The following is a 19,774-nucleotide window of genomic DNA, read 5'->3' as shown; positions in this document are numbered from 1 at the left end:
AGTTTACGGATAATTATACATAAAATTTGTGCAAAAAAAACATAGTAGTGGTTCTACTATGTGAAAAGACTACAATTCATTTTTTTATAATACCTTGGCTATTTGATCAATAAGCTCATTTACCATAATAATCATATGAATTTGTTGTTCCCTAGAAATACCATCTAGTTTATCCATATTAACTTCATGGTAAAAAACACCATCACTAATTTGAGCAAGGCTACTATCTTTTTTAGTAATTGATACCAGCTGCATATTGTAACTCTTAGCTTTCCTTGCTATTTGATTTATCCTAAGAGTTTCCCCAGAGCTTGAAAAAATAACAATTACATAATCCTTAAATTGATCAAGCATTTTTATTTCGCTAACAAATACTGTAGGAATTCCGAGGTATAATAGCTGTCTTTGAAAATATTTAGCTGAAATTTCTGATCCTCCAAGACCATAAATCAATAATTTCACATAACTCCCTTTGAAATATTTAATAATATCTTTTGCACTTTCGAAATTTATTTTTTCTAGAAAAAATTCTGTTTTATTAATACGCTCTTGACTGTGAGTTTCGATAAATGATAGATCTTCTTTAATTGCATACTTCAGTTCACTATAACCATTAAACCCTAAAGTTTTGCATGCACGATTAATGGTCGCTTGCGATGTAAAACTTTTCTCACTTAGTTCTATAACTGACAACCGAGGGATAGAATTAAAATGCTTTTCTAAATAGTCAAATACTGCCTCTTCACTTTTAGAAATTTTATTAATAAACCTACGTTCTTTTAATTTATGAATCACTTTATACTGCAAAGCTCTCCTCCTCTAATCTTCCACTCACCTGGTTCATGTTCTTTCTTATTAAAATGGAAGCTCCTCATCACTTATTTCATTATTTTCAACTAACCTATTTTCAAAAGCCTGCTCACATGTTATACCAAAAGGAACCCCAATAAAAGTATATCATACTATACTCAAATATCTCACATGTATAAATTTAAAAATTACCTTTAAATACTATCACTTTTGTGACGTTTATAGGTTTGTAAAAATAGTATCTAATGGTATAATATTCTTACAAGCTATGTCGGATTGGTATTATGGTATTACATAATGGTAGAAAAACACAAATTATATATAAGGAGGTGCAGAGCATGATTGATTATAGTGAAATTATAAAAGAGAACTCTACCTTAGAATCAAACAGATTAATTCTAAGACCATTTTCTATAGAGGATGTAGATGATGTATACTTACATACCAGTGATGATATTGTAACAAAATATTTAACATGGCCGTCGTATAAGGATATATCACAAACCGAGGAAGTAGTAAAAAAAATTTATATAGGTAAAATTGGAGTTTTTGCAATTGAATTAAAATCAGAGCATAAATGTATTGGATGTATTGATTTAAGACTATGTATTGAATAGGAAATATTGGAACAATAATTACATGTCAGAGGTGTTAAGTTTAATATTAGACCTTTCATTTTCAAAATTGGAATTGAATCGCATTGAAGCTACACATTATGTAGGAAATGAAGGTTCGGGTCGTGTTATGCAGAAATGTGGAATGAAATATGAAGGAACAGGTCTACAGGAAGCGAAGGTTAAAGGTACTTTTTATGACGTTGTTCATTATGCAATTTTAAGAGAACATTGGATTAATCTAACACAAATTCAAAACTTATAAATAGAAATTACAAACTAAGAAGTTGTTTCCTATCTTTCTAATTTTACTTCATAACAGCTAAAACAGTAATAAGAAATATTAGCTAACACGAGTATATTTAATAGTAGTGTAATAATTTTTAAAACTAAAAATAAAAAAGCAGATAAACAATGTGTTTTCTGCTTTTTTATATTTAGAAATAATCACTATTAAATTTTATGAGTCTCATACGCACCTCATATGGATCCCTTTTATTTTTCATTTGAAAATTATTGTTACATTTTTAAAACCCATATCTGATAGAATGCCTTGTAAAAGTAATTTAGTATTAGCATTAGCGCTATCTAAAAATCCTGTTTTTATTAAATCAGCTTCAACCTTAACTTTTTCATTACTGATTTCATTTATCATATCTTGCATACTAAGCTTGTTAAACATTGAGGATTTTTCATCATAAATGAATAAGTCTTTACTATTTATTACATGATCTAAGATTTTAGCTTTTTTTAAAGTTATAGTAACGCTATCATTAGTGACAAGAACATCTAAATCTTTTAAATCTACTCCAGCTTTAATATAGCCGTTGTATTTTATTAAAAATGATTTCTCAGTAAATGGAATAGAGTAATCTTTTAATTTTTTATTATCTTTTAGAGATATTATGTTTGAATAATTATACCTTAATGTGGAAAGCTCTGAAATTTTGGACAATCTTTCGGAAATAAGGGTAGAAGTTATAGATTTATCATTATTAAATTTGATTATAATCGAATTAATCATTATTACCCCGATTATTAAAATTAAAAAAATAAATTTATTTTTACGATTTAGGGGGTTAAAGGCGGATTTTAAATTCATACTAACACAACTCCTTATAATATGTGGTGATAACGATTAAAGGGAATTTTACAATTAAATAATAAGTACAGTTATTGTATTATATGGTACTAAAGCATAGTTTTAAAACTAGAAATTCAAAAAAAACGATAATTTTTAAATAAGTGAGGAACCTTAATAAAGTATTTTTAGGAAAATATGTTTTTGTGCAAACGCGTGCATTAAACTAAAAAATTATGTATAATGATTATAAAAGATACAATTACAACAAATACAAAAGAAAACAACCAATTAAAAATTAAGTTTAATTTTTAATTGGTTAGTGCTAAAAAAGTATAGGAGGGAAAATTAATGGATATTAACAATCTTCCAAGAGTTGCTTATTTTTGTATGGAGTATGGACTACAATCAGACTTTAAAACTTATGCAGGTGGACTAGGAATACTTGCAGGTGACCATTTAAAAGGAGCTAAAGATTTAAATCTACCACTAGTGGGAATAGGCCTCAAGTGGAAACAAGGATATACTGAGCAACTTGTAGATGAAAATGGAAAAGTATACGATACATATCATAATTATAATTATGATTTTTTAAAGGATACAGGGGTAAAAGTAACTGTTAAAATCAGAAATTTGGATGTAGTGTGTAAGGTTTGGGAATCAGATGAATTTGGGAATAACCCAATATACCTTTTAGATACTGATATACCGGAAAATGGTGACAATTGGATAACTGGACAGTTGTATGGATGGTTTGGAGAAGAAAGAATTGCTCAAGAAATGGTGCTAGGTATTGGTGGAGTAAAAGCTTTGAGGGCATTGGAAATTCCTATAAATGTATACCATTTCAATGAAGGGCATGCGGCACTCGCGGCTACAGAGCTTATTAAAGAAAAAATGCAATCAGGATGTAGTTTTGAGGAGTCTTGGAGTAAAACACGTGAGGAAGTAGTATTTACAACTCACACACCAATAGTTGAAGGTAATGAATCTCATGATGTTTCCAAATTAGAGTACATGGGAGCATTTAATGGATTAACTAGGCAGCAAATGATTAGATTTGGTGGAGAACCATTTAATATGACAATAGCAGGACTTAGGCTTTCAAGAAAGGCTAATGCCGTAGCTCAACTCCACATGGAAACTGCAAATAAAATGTGGAAAACAGTTGCTGGAAGGCCATCTATTATTGGGATAACTAATGGAATTCATAAACCTACTTGGGTAGATGATCGAATCACTAAGGCATATGAAAATAATGGAGACCTATGGGGTACCCATATAACTGTTAAAAAGGAATTAATAGCGTTTATTAAAGAAAGAACGGCCATAACGCTTGATCCGGATAAGTTACTTATCGGATTTGCAAGAAGAGCTGCACCGTATAAGAGAAGCGATTTGATATTTACTGATGAAGAAATTATTTCTCCATTACTCCAAAGTGGAAAAGTTCAAATCGTATTCTCAGGAAAAGCTCATCCACTTGATGATACAGGAAAAGAAATAGTAGCAAAGCTTGTAAGGATGATGAAGAAGTATCCAAATAGCGTAGTGTTTTTAGAAAATTATGACATGAATATAGGAAGGATGCTAACTAGGGGCTCGGATGTTTGGTTGAATAATCCAAGGAGACCTTTAGAAGCTAGCGGAACTTCGGGAATGAAAGCTGCGATGAATGGTGTACTTAACTGCTCTATTCTAGATGGGTGGTGGCCGGAAGCTTGCAAGGACGGTGTAAATGGATGGCAGTTTGGAGATGCAGTGGGTCTTGATGATTTATCAGAAGTAGAATTAGATAAACATGATACAGAAGCTCTTTATGATACTTTAATAAATAGGGTTATGACTACCTATTATGAAAATAGAGAAAAGTGGATAGAGATGATGAAAGAAAGTATTAAAACTACAAGCTATGAATTTTCAGTAGAGAGAATGTTAGACGAATACTATAACAAGATGTATATAAAATAAAATATAAAAACAACTTCAAAACTATAGTTTTGAAGTTGTTTTTTGTTGTGAAATGATTAAGTTATTAATTTGACACTTCGGGAATATTATTTTTATCTTTACTCTTACTGCTGCTATTAATATCATTTATAGATTGAAAACTTGTGCTGTTTTCCATATTAGCTATTGCGTCATTAACTTTTTTGTTTTTAGTCTTTTTATTTCTGTTCATGTGTTATATCTCCCTTCATATTTTTGTAGTAGGTATATTAATAGCATAGCCAGATTTTTTTGTAATATGTATGTGTAAATAGTAAAAGCTCAAACCATTTTACAAGTTAAATCATCTCCTGCGGAGCTGAAATATTAACGACTTCAGAAGGAGATTTATACTCCCACTGAAATTTTCTATTTGATGGGGTAAGTAACGCCTACTTATAGTAGGTACTGCCACTTATAGAAGTGGGAGACTTTCCTTCTGAAATGTCGTTAAAATGGTTTGAGCTTTTACTAAAATAATTTTTTGAAGCAGTTTTTGCATATAGTAGTTTTACCCTTATTGGCTGAAATGCATTCATCCTTTGACACCGGCTTTCTACATATTTCACATATTAGTTTTGACGTAGAGCTGTTAAGAGCCACAGATTTTGGCTTATTTACTTTAGCACCTATGGTGTTTTTTTTATTTGAGGGTGGATCGTAATTTATAGGTTGCTGTTTTTCTTCTTTTTCAACTATTGCGTAATTCATAGCATATGTACTTTCAGCAAAAAGTTCTAATTCAAATCTAGGATTTTCTTTATCATAAAACTCCTCGATAATAAGTCTTGTAACTTGGGCATCATTTACTATAAGACCACTTTTCTCTATACCATCGAAAATGCTTTTAGTTATGTTGTTTGTATCAGGATGCCTTTTTATACTTTTATAATATACTTTTAGAACAGCAATAAGGGATTCTGTTAAAAAAATATTGCAATTTTGGATTCTGCATTGATAAGCAATCTCTTCCTCATACAGAGCGTATCTATCATGGTACTTCCCGGAATTATAAGGTAAAATAGCTCTGCCATTCATGTTGAAAAGTTTAAAATTAGATTTTGAAATAGGTGAGCCTTTTATTATGACCTTTGCGTAGGTGTTACTCATATGTCCCTCCTAGGATCTATCTTAAATAGATAATAACTAATAGCCATATTCAAAAAAGTTTGAATATTTGATTTGTTATTTTTTTAATGACTTAATTGAACTTTCTATAATATTATCACATATGCAATTATATCATAGAAAGATAAATACTTAGTTTAAATCTATTTATGTACACTTAAGCAAGTAAGTGAGTACACTTAAGCAAGTAAGTGAGTACACTTAAGTAAGTACACTTGGAAATACATATAAAAATTTGATATGCTAAAGTTAATAAAGTATAATTGATTTATGTTATTAACAGATGTAAACATTCATTGAACATAAAGTTCTTAGGATGTTTTTATGAATATAGAGAAAAAAATTATATAAACTATATTAAAGGTGGTAAAAACAATGGAAAAGGATATTAAAATACTTGCAATTGAATCGAGTTGTGATGAGACGGCGGCGGCAGTAGTCGTGAATGGTCGTGAGATTCTATCAAATATAATTGCATCACAAATTGATATACATGAAAAGTTTGGAGGTGTTGTTCCTGAGGTGGCATCTAGAAAGCATATAGAAGCAATAAGTGCTGTAGTTCAAGAGGCGTTGGACGAAGCTAAAGTTACACTAGATGATATAGATGCAATAGGAGTAACTTATGGCCCAGGGCTAGTAGGAGCACTGCTGGTAGGAGTTCAATATGCTAAGGGGCTCGCATATGCAACGAATAAACCTTTAATTGGAGTTAATCATATAGAAGGTCATATAAGTGCCAATTTTATTCAATATAAAGAACTTGAACCACCATTTATGTGTTTGGTAGTTTCGGGTGGACATACATTTATTGTATATATGAAGGACCACGGTGAATTTGAGGTCATGGCTCAAACTAGAGATGATGCAGCAGGAGAAGCCTTTGATAAGGTGGCTCGGGCAATTGGGCTAGGATACCCTGGTGGTCCTAAAATAGATAAAATAGCAAAAGAAGGCAATGCAGATGCTATAAAATTTCCGAAAGCTAAATTTCATGAAGATACCTTAGATTTTTCTTTTAGTGGAGTTAAATCTTCGGTGCTAAATTATCTGAATAAAATGAACATGAAAAATGAAACAATTAATGTACCAGATGTGGCCGCATCTTTTCAAAAGGCAGTGGTTGATGTTTTGGTTCATAATGCTCTAGAGGCATGTGAAATTAAAGGCGTAGATAAAATAACAATAGCGGGTGGTGTGGCATCAAATTCTTGCCTTAGAGAGACAATGATAAAAGAAGGGCAAAAGAAGAACATAAAAGTTTTGTTTCCAGAAATGATACTTTGCACTGATAACGCAGCTATGATTGGAAGTGCAGCTTACTTTGAATTAATTAAAGGAAGAATTTCACCGCTAACGCTAAATGCGATACCGAACTTAAAACTTGGAGAAAGATAGGATAATATAAATATAGAGTTACTAAAGAACAAACATAGTGAATTTTATATAAAAAAGGAATGCGGATATATTACAATATATCCGCATTCCTTTTTGAAAATATTCTTATAATTCAATATCCTTTTCCGCAAGCTTCCTGTTAATGAACCTTTCAACTATCAGTAAAATAATCGCCATTGTGGGTACTGCAAGGAACATTCCAAGAACCCCAAAGGTTCCGCCACCTATGAGTATTGCAAGGATAATAAGTAAAGGGCTTAAACCAACAGATTTCCCAAGGATCTTTGGCCCTAAATATAATCCATCAAATTGCTGAAGAATAATAATGAATATAAGCACCCAAAAAGCCTTTATAGGGCTAAAGAATAGGGTAATGAAAAAAGCAGGAACCATTCCAATTAATGGTCCGAAATAAGGAATCATATTTGTAATTCCAACTATTAAGCTTATAAAAATAGCATTAGGTATTCTAAAAATACTAAGTCCTACAAAGCATATAATACCAATAATAACAGAGTCAATAAATTTTCCGATAACAAAACCTGAAAAGATATAATTGGCTTCTTTGCTAAATTTTATAAACCCATCTGCATTTTCTTTTTTTAAGATAGCATAAATTAGTCTCTTTATATTTAATATTAAGGATTCTTTATCCTTTAAAAGATACAAAGATACAACAAATCCAAGCAGAAATTTCATAAAAGAGGAGGTAAAACCTACGGCTGTTAGCAAGGCAACACTGATACCGGTATTTAGATATTTACTTAAGTTAGACATAAGTGTTAAGGTAGTTTCGTCTAAATATTTAGTTACACCATATTTATCAAGCAATTGAACCTTATCCATATTTTCATAAAACCAAATTCGAGTTTTAGATATATACTCGGGAGTTGAAACTGTTAGTTCGCGAATACTTTCACCTATACTAGGCGTTAGTATAGTGATACTAAAAACTATTATGCCTAAAACACATATATACATAATAAGTAGAGTTAGATTACGCTTTGTATGGAACTTTTTTTCAATATTGACCATTACGGGGTTTAATAAGTAGGCTATACCGAATGCCCATATAAATGAACTTATGTACGATATAAAAATACTAAGGGCATTGGTAACTAATTCTATGTGGTATACTATTCGAAATAAAATAAGCGATAATAAGATTATAGGGATTAAATTTAAATAAGGGATTTTTTTATCTTTGAACAAGCTCAATTCACTTCCTTAATTAATAATTACTTTAAAAATAATACGATGATGTAAGTATATCATAAATATAAAAATTAAAGAATATTTATAACACATTTCAAGTTAGTATAAGGTTTATAGTGACTATTTTTGTTTTTTGCGGGACGGTTAATAAGTAGTTAAATTAGCAATTAGTATATAACAATATTTTAGAGATTTACAATATATTTACAATGTTGTCATTGACTAATGGTAATAAAAGTATATAATAAATAAGTGTGGTGAACAAATGACCGTTGGTCATAAATTAAAATTAAAAACTAGGTGGTAAATGCACTATGAAAAAAATTGAAATTATTAAAGAAAAACAAAGTAAATCGGAAATGAACAAATTAAAGAAGAAAAGGAGCTTATACGACTCAGCTTATGAACTTTTTACAACTAAAGGGATTAATGACACTGCTATAAATGATATTGTAAAAGGAGCAGGAGTTGCTAAAGGAACTTTTTACCTTTATTTTAAAGACAAATATCACATTATTGACTTGATAGTCTTAAGAAAGAGTTCAAAAGTCTTAAAAGAAGCTATTGAGGTATCTATGAATAAGGAGTTTGAAGAATTTAATGATAAAGTAATCTTCTTTGTAGATTATATAATTGAATATTTAAAGGAAGATAAAAAGCTTTTAAGGCTTATATATAAAAATCTTTCTTGGGGTATTTATAGAAAGGTGATAGCAGAACCTTTGGAGTACAACGAAATGAAGGAAATCGCAAAAGTATTTATGGATAATATAGTGAGTGAAACGATGTGTATAGCGGAAGCTGAAAAGATATTATTTATGATTATTGAACTAACAGGTTCGGTTTGCTATAGCTCAATTATTTTGGAGGAACCAGATACTATAGATAATATGAAACCTGTGTTATTTAAAACTATTAAGAAAATATTACAAAATTAATTTTCTAAGAGAGGGATGACCTAATTGAAAAAGTTCGGACATTTTATAGCTAAAAACAGGATAATAATTTTAATTATTTCTACATTGCTACTGGTTCCATCCGTAATTGGAATGGTAAATACAAAAATAAATTATGATCTTCTTACCTATCTACCACAAGAACTTGATTCCATGAAGGGACAAAATATTTTAGATAAAACATTCTCAAACGCAGCCACTTCAATGCTTATTGTTGATAATATGGAAGGCAAGGATGTTTTAAAAATAAAAGAAAAGGTTTCAAAGGTTAAAGGTGTAGAAAAAATTATTTGGGTTGATGATATTTTAGATACTACTATACCTAAGGAGATTTTGCCAGATGAAATTAAAAGCTCTTTTTATAGTGGTAATTCTACTATGTTAATAATTAAATTTAAAGAATCAGCATCTTCAGAAGCCACACAAAATGGTATAACTAATATAAGGAAGGTAACAAATAAACAATGTTATTTAAGTGGTATATCGGCAATTGTAAAGGATACTAAAGATTTATCGGATAAAGAAACACCATTTTATGTAATGATTGCAGTAATACTATCAGTCGTAGTTTTATCTTTAACAATGCAATCGGTTATAATTCCATTTATTTTCTTGTTAGGGATAGGGTATGCCATATTATATAATATGGGAACAAATATATTCTTAGGGCAAATTTCTTATGTTACAAAGGCATTAGCAGCAGTACTTCAACTTGGTGTAACTATGGATTATTCAATATTTTTACTTCATAGATACGATGAGGAAAGAGAACTTATGCCAAATAATCATATAGGGGCAATGGGAGATGCTATTGCAAATACCATGGTCGCTATATCAGGAAGCTCACTCACAACTATAGCAGGTTTCTTAGCATTATGTACCATGCAACTTGCATTAGGTAAGGATATTGGGCTAGTAATGGCAAAGGGCGTTTTGCTTGGGGTTATAACTACGGTAACAGTATTGCCTGCATTAATTTTAGTGTTTGATAAACCTATTCATAGATTTAGTCACAAAACCATATTACCTGAATTTGATAAAACATCAAAACTGGCTACTAAACACTATAAAGTAATAACTATAGTATTTTTACTTGCATTTATACCAGCTATTTACGGAAATAACCACACTAAGGTTTATTACAACTTAGATGAATCGCTACCAAAGAATTTGGATTCTATTGTGGCAACAAATAAACTAAAGAAAGATTACAATATGACTTCGACACACTTTATTGTAATAAATGATAAGCTTGAAACTGATAAAGTTAAGGAAATGGTAAAGAAAATAGAAAAGGTAGATGGAATTGACAAGGTACTTGCTTCAGATAAGTACTTAGGACCACTTATTCCAGAGAGCTTTATCCCAGAAGATATTAAAGCCATTGTTCAAAAGGGCGGATATAAACTAATAATGGCAAATTCTAAATATAAGGCAGCTACAAAAGAAGAAAATGATCAGATAGATGAAGTAATTAAAGTTACAAAACAATATGACCCGAAATCAATGGTTTCAGGAGAAGGACCTCTTACTAAAGATTTGACAGAAATAGCGGATGTTGACTTTAAACATGTTAGCATAGCATCTATTGGCGCAATATTCGCTATAATACTTATAGTGTTTACATCTGTATCTTTGCCAGTAATTCTGGTCTTAGCTATACAGCTCGCAATATTCATAAATATGGCAATTTCATGTTATATGGGAAATGTGATTCCATTTGTAGCATCTATAGTTATTGGAACTATACAGTTGGGGGCTACAGTTGACTATGCAATATTACTGACAACAAGATTTAGAGAAGAAATGAGAAATGGATACGAGAAAAACAAGGCTATGGAAATCGCAGTTAAGGGCTCTGCTAAATCTATTGTAACCAGTGCATTAACCTTTTTCGCAGCTACTGCAGGGGTAGCGATCATTTCTGACATGGAAATGATAAGTTCACTATGCACAATGATGGCAAGGGGAGCAGTAATAAGTATGGGAATTATCCTTTTTGTTCTTCCATCTATACTATTAGTAAGTGAAAAATTAATAATAATTACGAGTAGAAATTTTAAATCTAAAACACAAGCAAGTAGTGAACTAAAATCAGAATCACAATCAGAAAATTAAGAAAAACTTTTGAAAGCAAAACTATAGGGGAGATGTATTAACGTGAAAAATAAATGTATGTCAAAAAGATTATTAAGTATCGTGTTAATAGGTGCATTAGTTATTCCAAATATGACTTATGCTACTGAGTTAATTCAAAAGGATGAGACTGTTTATGTTACGTTAAATCAGCAAGGGGAGGTTAAAGAAAAAATAGTAAGTGATTGGCTTCACTCTAACGAGAAAAATATTGAAATTCATGATAAATCTATATTAAAGGATATAAAAAATGTAAAGGGTGAAGAAAAACCAAATGGTATTGGTGAGAGTTTAAATTGGAAGATAAGTGGTAATGATGTCTATTATAGAGGTACTACTGATAAAAAACTTCCTATTGATGTAAATGTTAAATACAAGCTTAATGGAAAAGAAATTAAACCAGAGGATTTGGCAGGTAAAAGTGGAGAAGTGAAAATAAAAATTGATTATAAGAATAATGAAAGCCGTATGGTTAATATTAAAGGGAAAAACAGAAAAATATATACTCCATTTAGCACTGTAACTGTACTAGATTTGCCAATAGATAATTTTAGAAATGTTAAGATTAGCGGTGGGAAAATGATTAATGATGGGAATAATCAAATAGTCACTTTCATTTCTCTTCCAGGTATGAAGGAAAGCTTGGATTTAGAAAAGACTACTTTAGACTTAAAAGAGAATTTAGAAATTACTGCACAGGTAGAAAACTTTGAAATGGGTCCTATAATGATAACAGGGACTCCAGAACTTCCTGATATGGAAGAGTTTAAAAGTGCCTCATCTTTAGGGGATTTAACTAAAGGCATTAATAACATACAAGATGCTAGTACCAAGCTAGCTGAGGGAACAGGCAAATTAGACCTTGGTCAAAAGGCTTTAGCTGATAATATGACATTATTTAATGGTGGAGTAACTAAGCTAGGCGTTGGGGTTTCAGGATTTAATACTGGTATGATAAAGATTGGCGACGGTACAAGTGCAGCACAAAGTGGTGCTCAGAAGGTGGCAGGTGGATTAAAAGAATTTGAGGCAGGAACTAGAAAACTCGGTAGTGGAGCACAGCAATTTGGATCAGGTACAGTAGAATTTGCTGCAAATTCGAAAGCATTTGCTGATGGAGCAGGTAAGGTAGCATATGGAACAGACAAATTAGTTGCAGGTTCTAAAGGGCTTTCAGATGGAGCTAATAAGTTAGCTGAAGGGACTAATACAGTGTCGACTAAAATGGAATCACTAAGTGAGGGACTAGATACAATGGTGAATTCTACAGGGGATCTACAGCAAGGTCAAAAAAAAGTAACAAATGGAGTAGAGCAAAGCTTAGAAGGTATAGATAAACTAAAAAAAGGTAAAATGTCAGAGATAAAAGCTACTGATTCTTTAATATTAGGAATTGAAAAATTACAGGGACTTATTGGGTTCCTTGGGGAAATCCCTGGTACAGGTGAAGTAGCAGGAAACTTAAATGGTGGATTAGAAAATGAAAAAGGGGGTCTTATAGCTTTAAAGGATGGCGGCAATGAATTGTTACAAGGATTAAATGAACTTGAAGAAGGCATAGAAAAAATCAAAACTGGTTCACAGCAGGTAGATACAGGTATGAGTCAGCTTCAAGAAGGACAAAAGAATGCAGCGTCAGGGTCAAAAGAATTAGCTAAGGCAACAAAACAAATATCAGATAAAACTGGTGAATTAGCTAATGGAGCAGGAGGACTTGCGCAAGGGACAGAACAATTAGGAGCAGCTGCAGGAAAGCTTAAAACTGGTAGTCAGGGACTCGAAGGTGGAGCGAATAAGTTAAATAATGCAGCAGAAGACTTAAGTGCAGGAACAAAAGTTATGGGAGAAAGTACTAATAAATTAGTGGTAGGATCTCAAAGCGTGGCAGATGGTTTAACAAAATTAAACAATGAGGGGATAAAACCATTAACAGAAGGATCGAGTAGACTAAATTCAGCGGTGGGTGAACTTTCTGTAGGATCAGGAAAATTAAAAGAAGGTGCCAATAAATTAGCAAATGGCAATAAAGAATTAGATGAAAATATGAAAAAATTCGATAAAGAGGGCATTCAAAAGATAAGTGGCGAAATTGACAGCAAAATGGGAGATGTGCGAGATGTTATTGATGTGAAAGATGAACTTGTAAAAATATCTAATAATTATGGTACATTTTCAGGTGTAGGTGATAAGATGGATGGTAAAGTTAAATTTGTTATGAAAACTGATGGGATAAAGGTAAAGACTGTGACAACTAAGGAAGATAAAAAGGTTGTAGAGATAAAACAAGAAAAGAAGGGATTTTTAGCATGGGCAAAGAACTTGTTTAGCAGCAATGATCAAGTAAAAAAATAATAATAAATTTAAAAATGAAGATAGATACCTGTTTAGGTAGAATTTATGGAAAGTATCTATAATAAATGCGGAAGTCATTTTAAAAGTAATAAAAGGTATTAGTTTAAATTTAAACTAATGCCTTTTATTACTTTTGTACGGATAAACCAATGTTAATATTTATAAAAAAATCATAACTTAAAGATAAAATAAATGTTGTATATTTTTAAATTGTAAACATATAAATAACAGTGTAAAACATTAAAAAATTCCAGTTGATACACTAATATAAGTGGAGTATAATAATCTATGTTTCAATGATTTAAAATATTAATTGTTATGAATTTAAACGAGGAGCAAAATTATGACTGGACATAAAAAAATAACGAAAAAAAAATTAAAGTTACTCATTGTAGCGATGTGTTTATCTCTAAGTATATTGACACTGAGGGCTTATTTAAATAAAATCAACAAAAATATAGAGACTATATCTAGTAAAGAAACTGAAATTAAAAGTAAGGATCAAAATGCAAAGAATGCTAAGCTAACAAGGATAGCATTTGAGAAGGACAATAACGTTTATCTTTATGATGAAATAAATGAACAGATTAAATCTTTAGGAGATAATTCAAATTCAAAAGAATTATTACAACTTTCTCCAGATAGAACCAAAATAGTATTTAGGTCTTTTAATGAAGAAAAAGAAATAAATCCGGCTCACATAATTGTTTATGATATTAAAACTGAAAAATCAACAGAGATTGATATAAATAATAAAGACGTTCAACAAATTATTGAACTAAAGTGGATAGATAATGAAAATATTTTGATTACGGGTCATATTAATCCGTCAGCTTCAGGCTATGCAATATATAACATAAAAAACAAATTGGAGTTAATATCATGCGTTGGTACCATAAGAGATATTATTATTAATAAAAAAAGCATTCTTTATAGCGTTACACCTCATATATTTCCAAAACCTAGAGCCAATTTGTATATTAATGATAATAAAATTTTTGAAAGTATAGATGATAAGGAGGAAATATATGATGGAGTGATATCTAAAGATGGTAAAATGATCGCCTTTAGAAGTTGGAATTCAGATTCAAAGAATTCGAATGGTGAAGTAAGTGCTTATATTAATGTAGCTAAAATTAATAATGATGGAAAATCTATAAGTGATTTAAACAAGACAAGTATAAATAGTGACATAACTGGAGATTTAAAATTTGATGATAAAAATATTATAAATATTATAGGGGACAAATTTATATATAAATTAGAAGCAGGCAATATAATTAAGGAAAAAAATAATTTACCAAAGCAAACAGAACTTTCTGCGGGGCAACTTAAAAAGTTTAAACAAATTTTGAATAAGCAATTCCCTGAAGAATCTATTTTAGAACAAACAATATTAGAAGATATAGATATATATAATGTGATAATTTTTTAGAATTCGGAACTAAACTAGATATTAAAAGAGGGTTAAAAATGAATTATAATTATAAATTTTTTAGAAATAAAGATTGTGAATATTTCCCATGCCATGAGGTTAAAGATAATGAAAAATTTAATTGTTTATTTTGCTATTGTCCACTATATTTTCTAGAGAAATGTGGTGGAAATGGAAAATTCGTAAATGGTGTTAAAGATTGCTCAAATTGCATGATTCCGCATTCTGAAAATGGATATGACCATATAGTAAGCAAGATAGTGGAAGTAAATAAAGCAAAAGGAAAATAATAACTAAGAAAAAAGATTTTTTACTAAAGCAGTATTTTTTTAAAAAAATATTGCATTTGAAACGTTTACGTATTATAATTAAGTAAGAGTTAAAGAAGTTAAAAATAAAATTTAATAGTTTCACATAAATAGAGGTGCAGATAAAGAGGTAATTTTTGAATGATAAGGATATGAACATCCAATGTCAAAAATGAAGTATTTGTTTGCCGAAAGAATATTTTGGTTCTTCAATTTATTCTTGGGGATAGAAAGTAGTATTTCTATCACTGCCATAAGAGTTCTTATGGAGAGCTATTTATGTAATGAAAAGATGTTTTTTCATTGCATTAATAGACCTAGTACTTTGGTTAATTAAGGCGCTGAAAAATCAGTGCCTTTTTTTATTTCAAAATAAATTAACATAAGGCATTTTCTAAAAGATACACAACACAGATTTGTTGTTTTTTACAAAATTCCTAAAATTACAAAATGTATAACTACAATAAACGAGGAGGAAAATAAAATGAAGTCTTTAATAAGGTTAAGAATGAGTGCACATGATGCACATTACGGTGGAAATTTAGTAGATGGAGCAAGAATGCTTCAATTATTTGGGGATGTAGCTACAGAACTTTTAATTATGAACGATGGTGATGAAGGATTATTCAAAGCATACGATGCTGTAGAATTTTTAGCACCAGTTTATGCAGGTGACTATATAGAAGCTGTTGGAGAAATAGTGAAGGTAGGGAATTCATCAAGAAAAATGATTTTCGAAGCAAGAAAAGTTATAGTACCAAGACCAGATATAAATGATTCAGCTTGTGATGTATTAGAAGAACCAATAATAGTTTGTAAGGCAAGCGGAACTTGCGTAGTTCTAAAAGAAAACCAAAGAAAATAATATGCAAGAGAATTAATGTAAACTTTTTCACCTAGTGGTTAATATTTTAGTTGCTAAATAAGTTTGTGCAAAATTATCATAATATACATAACTTATCATAAATATTATGGTAGATAGTAATTATTTTTGCACCACGAAGCACTATAAGGAGGTAGCACATGGAAAAATTAATAATTACTGCAGCTATATCTGGAGCGGAAGTTACAAAAGAACATAATCCAAATGTACCCTATACTGTTGAGGAAGTGGCAATAGAAGCGGAAAAAGCTTATAAAGCAGGAGCTAGCATCATTCATTTACACGTAAGGAAAGATGATGGAACACCTACTCAAGACAGGGAAAGATTTAGAGCTTGTATTGAAGCTATTAAAGAAAGATGTCCGGATGCAATTGTTCAACCATCAACAGGCGGAGCTGTGGGAATGAGTAATGCAGAAAGATTACAACCAGTTGATTTAGGACCAGAAATGGCAACCTTAGATGCAGGTACTTGTAATTTTGGTGGCGATGATGTATTCGTAAATACTGAAAACACTATTAAAGAATTTGGTAAAAAGATGATTGAAATGGGTGTAAAACCAGAAATTGAAGTTTTTGATAAGGGCATGGTAGACATGGCAATAAGACTTCAAAAGAAAGGTTTTATAAAAACACCAATGCATTTTAACTTTGTTATGGGTGTAAATGGTGGGATAACTGCTTCGCCAAGAGATTTAGTATTTATGGCAGGAAGCGTGCCAGAGGGAAGTACTTACACTGTATCAGGTATTGGTAGATTTGAATTTCAAATGGCAGCTGTGACTATTGTAATGGGTGGTCATGTAAGAGTTGGATTTGAAGATAATGTGTATATTGAAAAAGGTATACCAGCTAAATCAAATGGAGAATTAGTAGAAAAAGTAGTTAGACTTGCGAAAGAACTTAACAGAGAAATTGCCACTCCACAAGAAGCAAGAGAGATATTGGGTTTAAACAAAATATAAAACTGATAATTGTTATATCTTCAAGATAAATAAGAGGAGGTAAAATAAATGAATAAGGTTGTATCTTTAGAACAAGTTAGGCCATTACTCAAAGATGGAATGTCAATAATGATAGGTGGATTTTTAGCCTGTGGAACACCTGAAAAGATGATAGATCTATTAATAGAAACAAATGTAAAAAACTTAACTATAATAGCAAATGATACAAGCTATGTAGATAGGGGAATAGGAAGACTTGTAGTAAACGGTCAAGTTAAAAAAGTTGTGGCTTCGCATATAGGAACAAATGCTGAAACGGGAAGACTTATGACAGAAGGAAAAATGGAAGTAGAACTTGTGCCACAAGGAACACTAATTGAAAGAATAAGAGCAGCGGGAGCTGGGCTTGGTGGAGTGCTTACCCCTACAGGAGTTGGTACTATGATAGAAGAAGGAAAACAAAAACTTACAATAGAAGGAAAAGAATATCTATTAGAGCTTCCAATTAAAGCAGATTTAGCACTTGTTTATGCAAGCGTCGTAGATGAAATTGGAAATGCAGTTTATTATGGAACAACAAAAAACTTTAATCCAATTATAGCTACTGCTGCAGAAACTGTAATAGTAGAAGCTGAAAAAATTGTTAAAATTGGAGATTTAGATCCAAATAATATTGTGACTCCATGTGTATTGGTTGATTATATTATAGGGGAGGCTAACTAATATGATTACAGATAGCAAGATTGCAAAACAAATTATTGCAAAAAGAATTGGTAAAGAATTAAAAGATGGACAACTTGTTAATTTGGGCATAGGGCTTCCAACATTAGTTACGAATTATATTCCAGAAGGCGTACATGTTACTCTCCAATCAGAAAATGGAATGGTTGGAATGGGAGCTTCTCCAGCAAAAGGAGAAGAAAATAAGGATGTAACTAATGCAGGTGGTCAATTTACTACAATACTTCCTGGTGGAGCATACTTTGATACCGCAATGTCTTTCACTTTAATAAGAGGAGGACACGTTGATATGACTGTTCTTGGCGCATTGGAAGTAGATCAGGAAGGAAACTTAGCTAATTGGATTGTGCCAGGCAAAATGGTTCCTGGTATGGGTGGAGCAATGGATTTAGTAGTAGGAGCCAAAAAGGTTATTATTGCAATGCAACATACTGCTAAAGGGACTCCTAAAATATTAAAAAAATGTACGCTACCATTAACAGCAAAGGCACAAGTTAACCTTATAGTTACAGAACTTGGAGTAATGGAATTTACTGAAAAGGGACTTGTACTTACTGAAATTCATAAAGATACAACAGTTGAAGAAGTTAAATCACTTACTGAAGCTGAGTTAATAATATCAGAAAATCTAAAAATAATGGATGTATAGGAGGAATTTATTATGAACAAAGGATGTAAATACGGAACTCACAGGTCACTTGAACCAAAAGGTGCATTGCCACAACCAGCAACTAAAATATCAAATGATATGAATATATTTGATAATGAAATTTTAATTGATGTTCAGGCTTTAAACATAGATTCAGCTAGCTTTACTCAAATAGAGGAAGAAGCGGGACATGACATTGAAAAAATAAAATCTAAAATTATGGAAATTATATCTGAAAAAGGAAAGATGCAAAATCCTGTAACAGGTTCAGGTGGAATGCTTATTGGAACAGTTGAAAAAATAGGCGAAGCTTTAAAAGAAACAACAGATCTTAAAGTTGGAGATAAAATCTCTACATTAGTTTCACTATCATTAACTCCTTTAAAAATAGAAAAAATTGTTGATATCAAACCAGATATTGATAGAGTTGAAATAAAAGGAAAAGCTATTTTATTTGAAAGTGGATTATATGCAAAACTTCCAAAAGACATGAATGAAAATCTAGCATTAGCAGCATTAGACGTTGCAGGAGCACCGGCTCAAGTTGCTAAACTTGTTAAACCAGGTCAATCGGTTCTTTTACTAGGCGCAGCAGGGAAATCAGGAATGATTTGCTCTTATGAAGCAGTTAAGAGAGTAGGACCAACAGGAAACGTTATAGGACTTGTAAGAAATGAAGAAGAGAAAGCGAGATTAAAAAGACTAGGTCTAAGAATGCAAATAGTTATTGGAGATGCTAGAAACGCTATTGATGTAATGAATACTACTCTAGAGCACAACAATGGATGTGAAGTGGATGTAGCAATAAACATGGTTAATGTTCCAAATACTGAAATGTCATCAATTTTACCAGTGAAAGATGACGGAATAGTATACTTCTTCTCAATGGCTACAAGCTTTACAAAAGCAGCTCTTGGAGCTGAAGGTGTAGGTAAAGACGTTACTATGATCGTAGGAAACGGATACACTAAAGGACATGCTGAAATAACCCTTGAAGAGTTAAGAGAAAATGAAACATTAAGAAAAGTATTTGAAGAATTATACGTTTAATGACATTTCAGCTTCGAAGAAGATGATTTAATTGTGATTTAGAGAATACAATATAAAGTTATATTGTATTCTCTCTAAACCATAT

At 31.1% G+C, this 19,774-nt stretch carries 19 protein-coding genes and 1 riboswitch; of the genes, 14 read left to right on the top strand and 5 right to left on the bottom strand.

Annotated features, from left to right (window positions below):
- Nucleotides 1-84 precede the first annotated feature (84 nt).
- On the bottom strand, nt 85-807 hold the full coding sequence (locus tag ACWJJT_RS09400) for a MurR/RpiR family transcriptional regulator (protein WP_165413641.1): 723 nt from the start codon (nt 805-807) through the stop codon (nt 85-87).
- Nucleotides 808-1,148: 341 nt separating this feature from the next.
- Here ACWJJT_RS09400 and ACWJJT_RS09395 point away from each other — a divergent pair, with 341 nt between their 5' ends.
- Together ACWJJT_RS09395 and ACWJJT_RS09390 are read left to right on the top strand one after the other, a co-directional pair.
- Nucleotides 1,149-1,427 carry a GNAT family N-acetyltransferase gene (locus ACWJJT_RS09395; RefSeq protein WP_462954531.1) on the top strand — a complete coding sequence of 93 codons (279 nt, stop codon included), beginning with the start codon at nt 1,149-1,151 and terminating at the stop codon, nt 1,425-1,427.
- Nucleotides 1,428-1,449: 22 nt separating this feature from the next.
- Nucleotides 1,450-1,689: a GNAT family N-acetyltransferase gene (locus ACWJJT_RS09390; protein ID WP_462954530.1), complete on the top strand. Its 240-nt coding sequence runs from the start codon at nt 1,450-1,452 to the stop codon at nt 1,687-1,689.
- Between the two features lie 237 nt (nt 1,690-1,926).
- On the opposite strand, the gene ACWJJT_RS09385 is transcribed toward ACWJJT_RS09390, so the two are convergent.
- Complete coding sequence (locus tag ACWJJT_RS09385; protein ID WP_462954529.1) at nt 1,927-2,448, bottom strand: DUF4230 domain-containing protein; 522 nt, start codon at nt 2,446-2,448, stop codon at nt 1,927-1,929.
- Between the two features lie 408 nt (nt 2,449-2,856).
- Here ACWJJT_RS09385 and glgP point away from each other — a divergent pair, with 408 nt between their 5' ends.
- Nucleotides 2,857-4,476: an alpha-glucan family phosphorylase gene (glgP, locus tag ACWJJT_RS09380; protein ID WP_462954528.1), complete on the top strand. Its 1,620-nt coding sequence runs from the start codon at nt 2,857-2,859 to the stop codon at nt 4,474-4,476.
- A 64-nt stretch (nt 4,477-4,540) separates the two neighbouring features.
- On the opposite strand, the gene ACWJJT_RS09375 is transcribed toward glgP, so the two are convergent.
- Both ACWJJT_RS09375 and ACWJJT_RS09370 read right to left on the bottom strand, forming a co-directional pair.
- Nucleotides 4,541-4,687 carry a hypothetical protein gene (locus ACWJJT_RS09375; protein ID WP_462954527.1) on the bottom strand — a complete coding sequence of 49 codons (147 nt, stop codon included), beginning with the start codon at nt 4,685-4,687 and terminating at the stop codon, nt 4,541-4,543.
- A 278-nt stretch (nt 4,688-4,965) separates the two neighbouring features.
- Nucleotides 4,966-5,604, bottom strand: a complete 639-nt coding sequence (locus ACWJJT_RS09370) for a RusA family crossover junction endodeoxyribonuclease (protein ID WP_462954526.1) — start codon at nt 5,602-5,604, stop codon at nt 4,966-4,968.
- Nucleotides 5,605-5,997: 393 nt separating this feature from the next.
- Here ACWJJT_RS09370 and tsaD point away from each other — a divergent pair, with 393 nt between their 5' ends.
- Nucleotides 5,998-7,020 carry a tRNA (adenosine(37)-N6)-threonylcarbamoyltransferase complex transferase subunit TsaD gene (gene tsaD, locus ACWJJT_RS09365; RefSeq protein ID WP_462954525.1) on the top strand — a complete coding sequence of 341 codons (1,023 nt, stop codon included), beginning with the start codon at nt 5,998-6,000 and terminating at the stop codon, nt 7,018-7,020.
- A gap of 105 nt (nt 7,021-7,125) precedes the next feature.
- Here the strand turns inward: tsaD and ACWJJT_RS09360 are convergent, their stop codons facing one another.
- On the bottom strand, nt 7,126-8,232 hold the full coding sequence (locus ACWJJT_RS09360) for an AI-2E family transporter (protein ID WP_462954524.1): 1,107 nt from the start codon (nt 8,230-8,232) through the stop codon (nt 7,126-7,128).
- A gap of 317 nt (nt 8,233-8,549) precedes the next feature.
- Here ACWJJT_RS09360 and ACWJJT_RS09355 point away from each other — a divergent pair, with 317 nt between their 5' ends.
- The 10 genes from ACWJJT_RS09355 to kdd all read left to right on the top strand — a co-directional run bounded on the left by ACWJJT_RS09355 (nt 8,550) and on the right by kdd (nt 19,689).
- Nucleotides 8,550-9,173: a TetR/AcrR family transcriptional regulator gene (locus tag ACWJJT_RS09355; protein ID WP_462954523.1), complete on the top strand. Its 624-nt coding sequence runs from the start codon at nt 8,550-8,552 to the stop codon at nt 9,171-9,173.
- Between the two features lie 24 nt (nt 9,174-9,197).
- Nucleotides 9,198-11,309, top strand: coding sequence for an efflux RND transporter permease subunit (locus tag ACWJJT_RS09350; RefSeq protein ID WP_462954522.1), 2,112 nt, complete (start codon nt 9,198-9,200; stop codon nt 11,307-11,309).
- 42 nt (nt 11,310-11,351) lie between these two features.
- Nucleotides 11,352-13,679: a methyl-accepting chemotaxis protein gene (locus ACWJJT_RS09345; RefSeq protein ID WP_462954521.1), complete on the top strand. Its 2,328-nt coding sequence runs from the start codon at nt 11,352-11,354 to the stop codon at nt 13,677-13,679.
- 343 nt (nt 13,680-14,022) lie between these two features.
- On the top strand, nt 14,023-15,114 hold the full coding sequence (locus ACWJJT_RS09340) for a hypothetical protein (RefSeq protein ID WP_462954520.1): 1,092 nt from the start codon (nt 14,023-14,025) through the stop codon (nt 15,112-15,114).
- A 38-nt stretch (nt 15,115-15,152) separates the two neighbouring features.
- A complete protein-coding gene (locus tag ACWJJT_RS09335) occupies nt 15,153-15,404 on the top strand; it encodes a cysteine-rich small domain-containing protein (protein ID WP_462954519.1) in 252 nt (83 codons plus the stop codon).
- A 121-nt stretch (nt 15,405-15,525) separates the two neighbouring features.
- Nucleotides 15,526-15,706, top strand: a riboswitch (Lysine riboswitch).
- 200 nt (nt 15,707-15,906) lie between these two features.
- Entirely contained in the window at nt 15,907-16,287 is a 381-nt protein-coding gene (kal, locus tag ACWJJT_RS09330) for a 3-aminobutyryl-CoA ammonia lyase (RefSeq protein WP_216302313.1), read from the top strand.
- Nucleotides 16,288-16,445: 158 nt separating this feature from the next.
- Nucleotides 16,446-17,270, top strand: a complete 825-nt coding sequence (gene kce / locus ACWJJT_RS09325) for a 3-keto-5-aminohexanoate cleavage enzyme (protein WP_462954518.1) — start codon at nt 16,446-16,448, stop codon at nt 17,268-17,270.
- A 48-nt stretch (nt 17,271-17,318) separates the two neighbouring features.
- The gene (gene atoD / locus ACWJJT_RS09320; protein WP_220287272.1) at nt 17,319-17,972 is read left to right on the top strand and encodes an acetate CoA-transferase subunit alpha; all 654 of its coding nucleotides are present in this window, start codon (nt 17,319-17,321) and stop codon (nt 17,970-17,972) included.
- A 1-nt stretch (nt 17,973) separates the two neighbouring features.
- On the top strand, nt 17,974-18,639 hold the full coding sequence (locus tag ACWJJT_RS09315; protein WP_165412589.1) for a 3-oxoacid CoA-transferase subunit B: 666 nt from the start codon (nt 17,974-17,976) through the stop codon (nt 18,637-18,639).
- A 12-nt stretch (nt 18,640-18,651) separates the two neighbouring features.
- The gene (gene kdd / locus ACWJJT_RS09310) at nt 18,652-19,689 is read left to right on the top strand and encodes an L-erythro-3,5-diaminohexanoate dehydrogenase (protein WP_462954517.1); all 1,038 of its coding nucleotides are present in this window, start codon (nt 18,652-18,654) and stop codon (nt 19,687-19,689) included.
- Nucleotides 19,690-19,774: the final 85 nt, after the last annotated feature.

Source organism: Clostridium sp. CM041, from assembly GCF_055081035.1.
This window is presented reverse-complemented; position numbering and strand designations above follow the sequence as displayed.

What these genes read in the sequence shown, in the direction of transcription:
- ACWJJT_RS09395 (WP_462954531.1), top strand. Translation starts at nt 1,149, where the DNA reads ATGATTGATTATAGTGAAATTATAAAAGAGAACTCTACCTTAGAATCA.
- ACWJJT_RS09390 (WP_462954530.1), top strand. Translation starts at nt 1,450, where the DNA reads ATGTCAGAGGTGTTAAGTTTAATATTAGACCTTTCATTTTCAAAATTG.
- ACWJJT_RS09385 (WP_462954529.1), bottom strand. Translation starts at nt 2,448, where the DNA reads ATGATTAATTCGATTATAATCAAATTTAATAATGATAAATCTATAACT.
- glgP (WP_462954528.1), top strand. Translation starts at nt 2,857, where the DNA reads ATGGATATTAACAATCTTCCAAGAGTTGCTTATTTTTGTATGGAGTAT.
- ACWJJT_RS09375 (WP_462954527.1), bottom strand. Translation starts at nt 4,687, where the DNA reads ATGAACAGAAATAAAAAGACTAAAAACAAAAAAGTTAATGACGCAATA.
- ACWJJT_RS09370 (WP_462954526.1), bottom strand. Translation starts at nt 5,604, where the DNA reads ATGAGTAACACCTACGCAAAGGTCATAATAAAAGGCTCACCTATTTCA.
- tsaD (WP_462954525.1), top strand. Translation starts at nt 5,998, where the DNA reads ATGGAAAAGGATATTAAAATACTTGCAATTGAATCGAGTTGTGATGAG.
- ACWJJT_RS09355 (WP_462954523.1), top strand. Translation starts at nt 8,550, where the DNA reads ATGAAAAAAATTGAAATTATTAAAGAAAAACAAAGTAAATCGGAAATG.
- ACWJJT_RS09340 (WP_462954520.1), top strand. Translation starts at nt 14,023, where the DNA reads ATGACTGGACATAAAAAAATAACGAAAAAAAAATTAAAGTTACTCATT.
- ACWJJT_RS09335 (WP_462954519.1), top strand. Translation starts at nt 15,153, where the DNA reads ATGAATTATAATTATAAATTTTTTAGAAATAAAGATTGTGAATATTTC.
- kal (WP_216302313.1), top strand. Translation starts at nt 15,907, where the DNA reads ATGAAGTCTTTAATAAGGTTAAGAATGAGTGCACATGATGCACATTAC.
- kce (WP_462954518.1), top strand. Translation starts at nt 16,446, where the DNA reads ATGGAAAAATTAATAATTACTGCAGCTATATCTGGAGCGGAAGTTACA.
- atoD (WP_220287272.1), top strand. Translation starts at nt 17,319, where the DNA reads ATGAATAAGGTTGTATCTTTAGAACAAGTTAGGCCATTACTCAAAGAT.
- ACWJJT_RS09315 (WP_165412589.1), top strand. Translation starts at nt 17,974, where the DNA reads ATGATTACAGATAGCAAGATTGCAAAACAAATTATTGCAAAAAGAATT.
- kdd (WP_462954517.1), top strand. Translation starts at nt 18,652, where the DNA reads ATGAACAAAGGATGTAAATACGGAACTCACAGGTCACTTGAACCAAAA.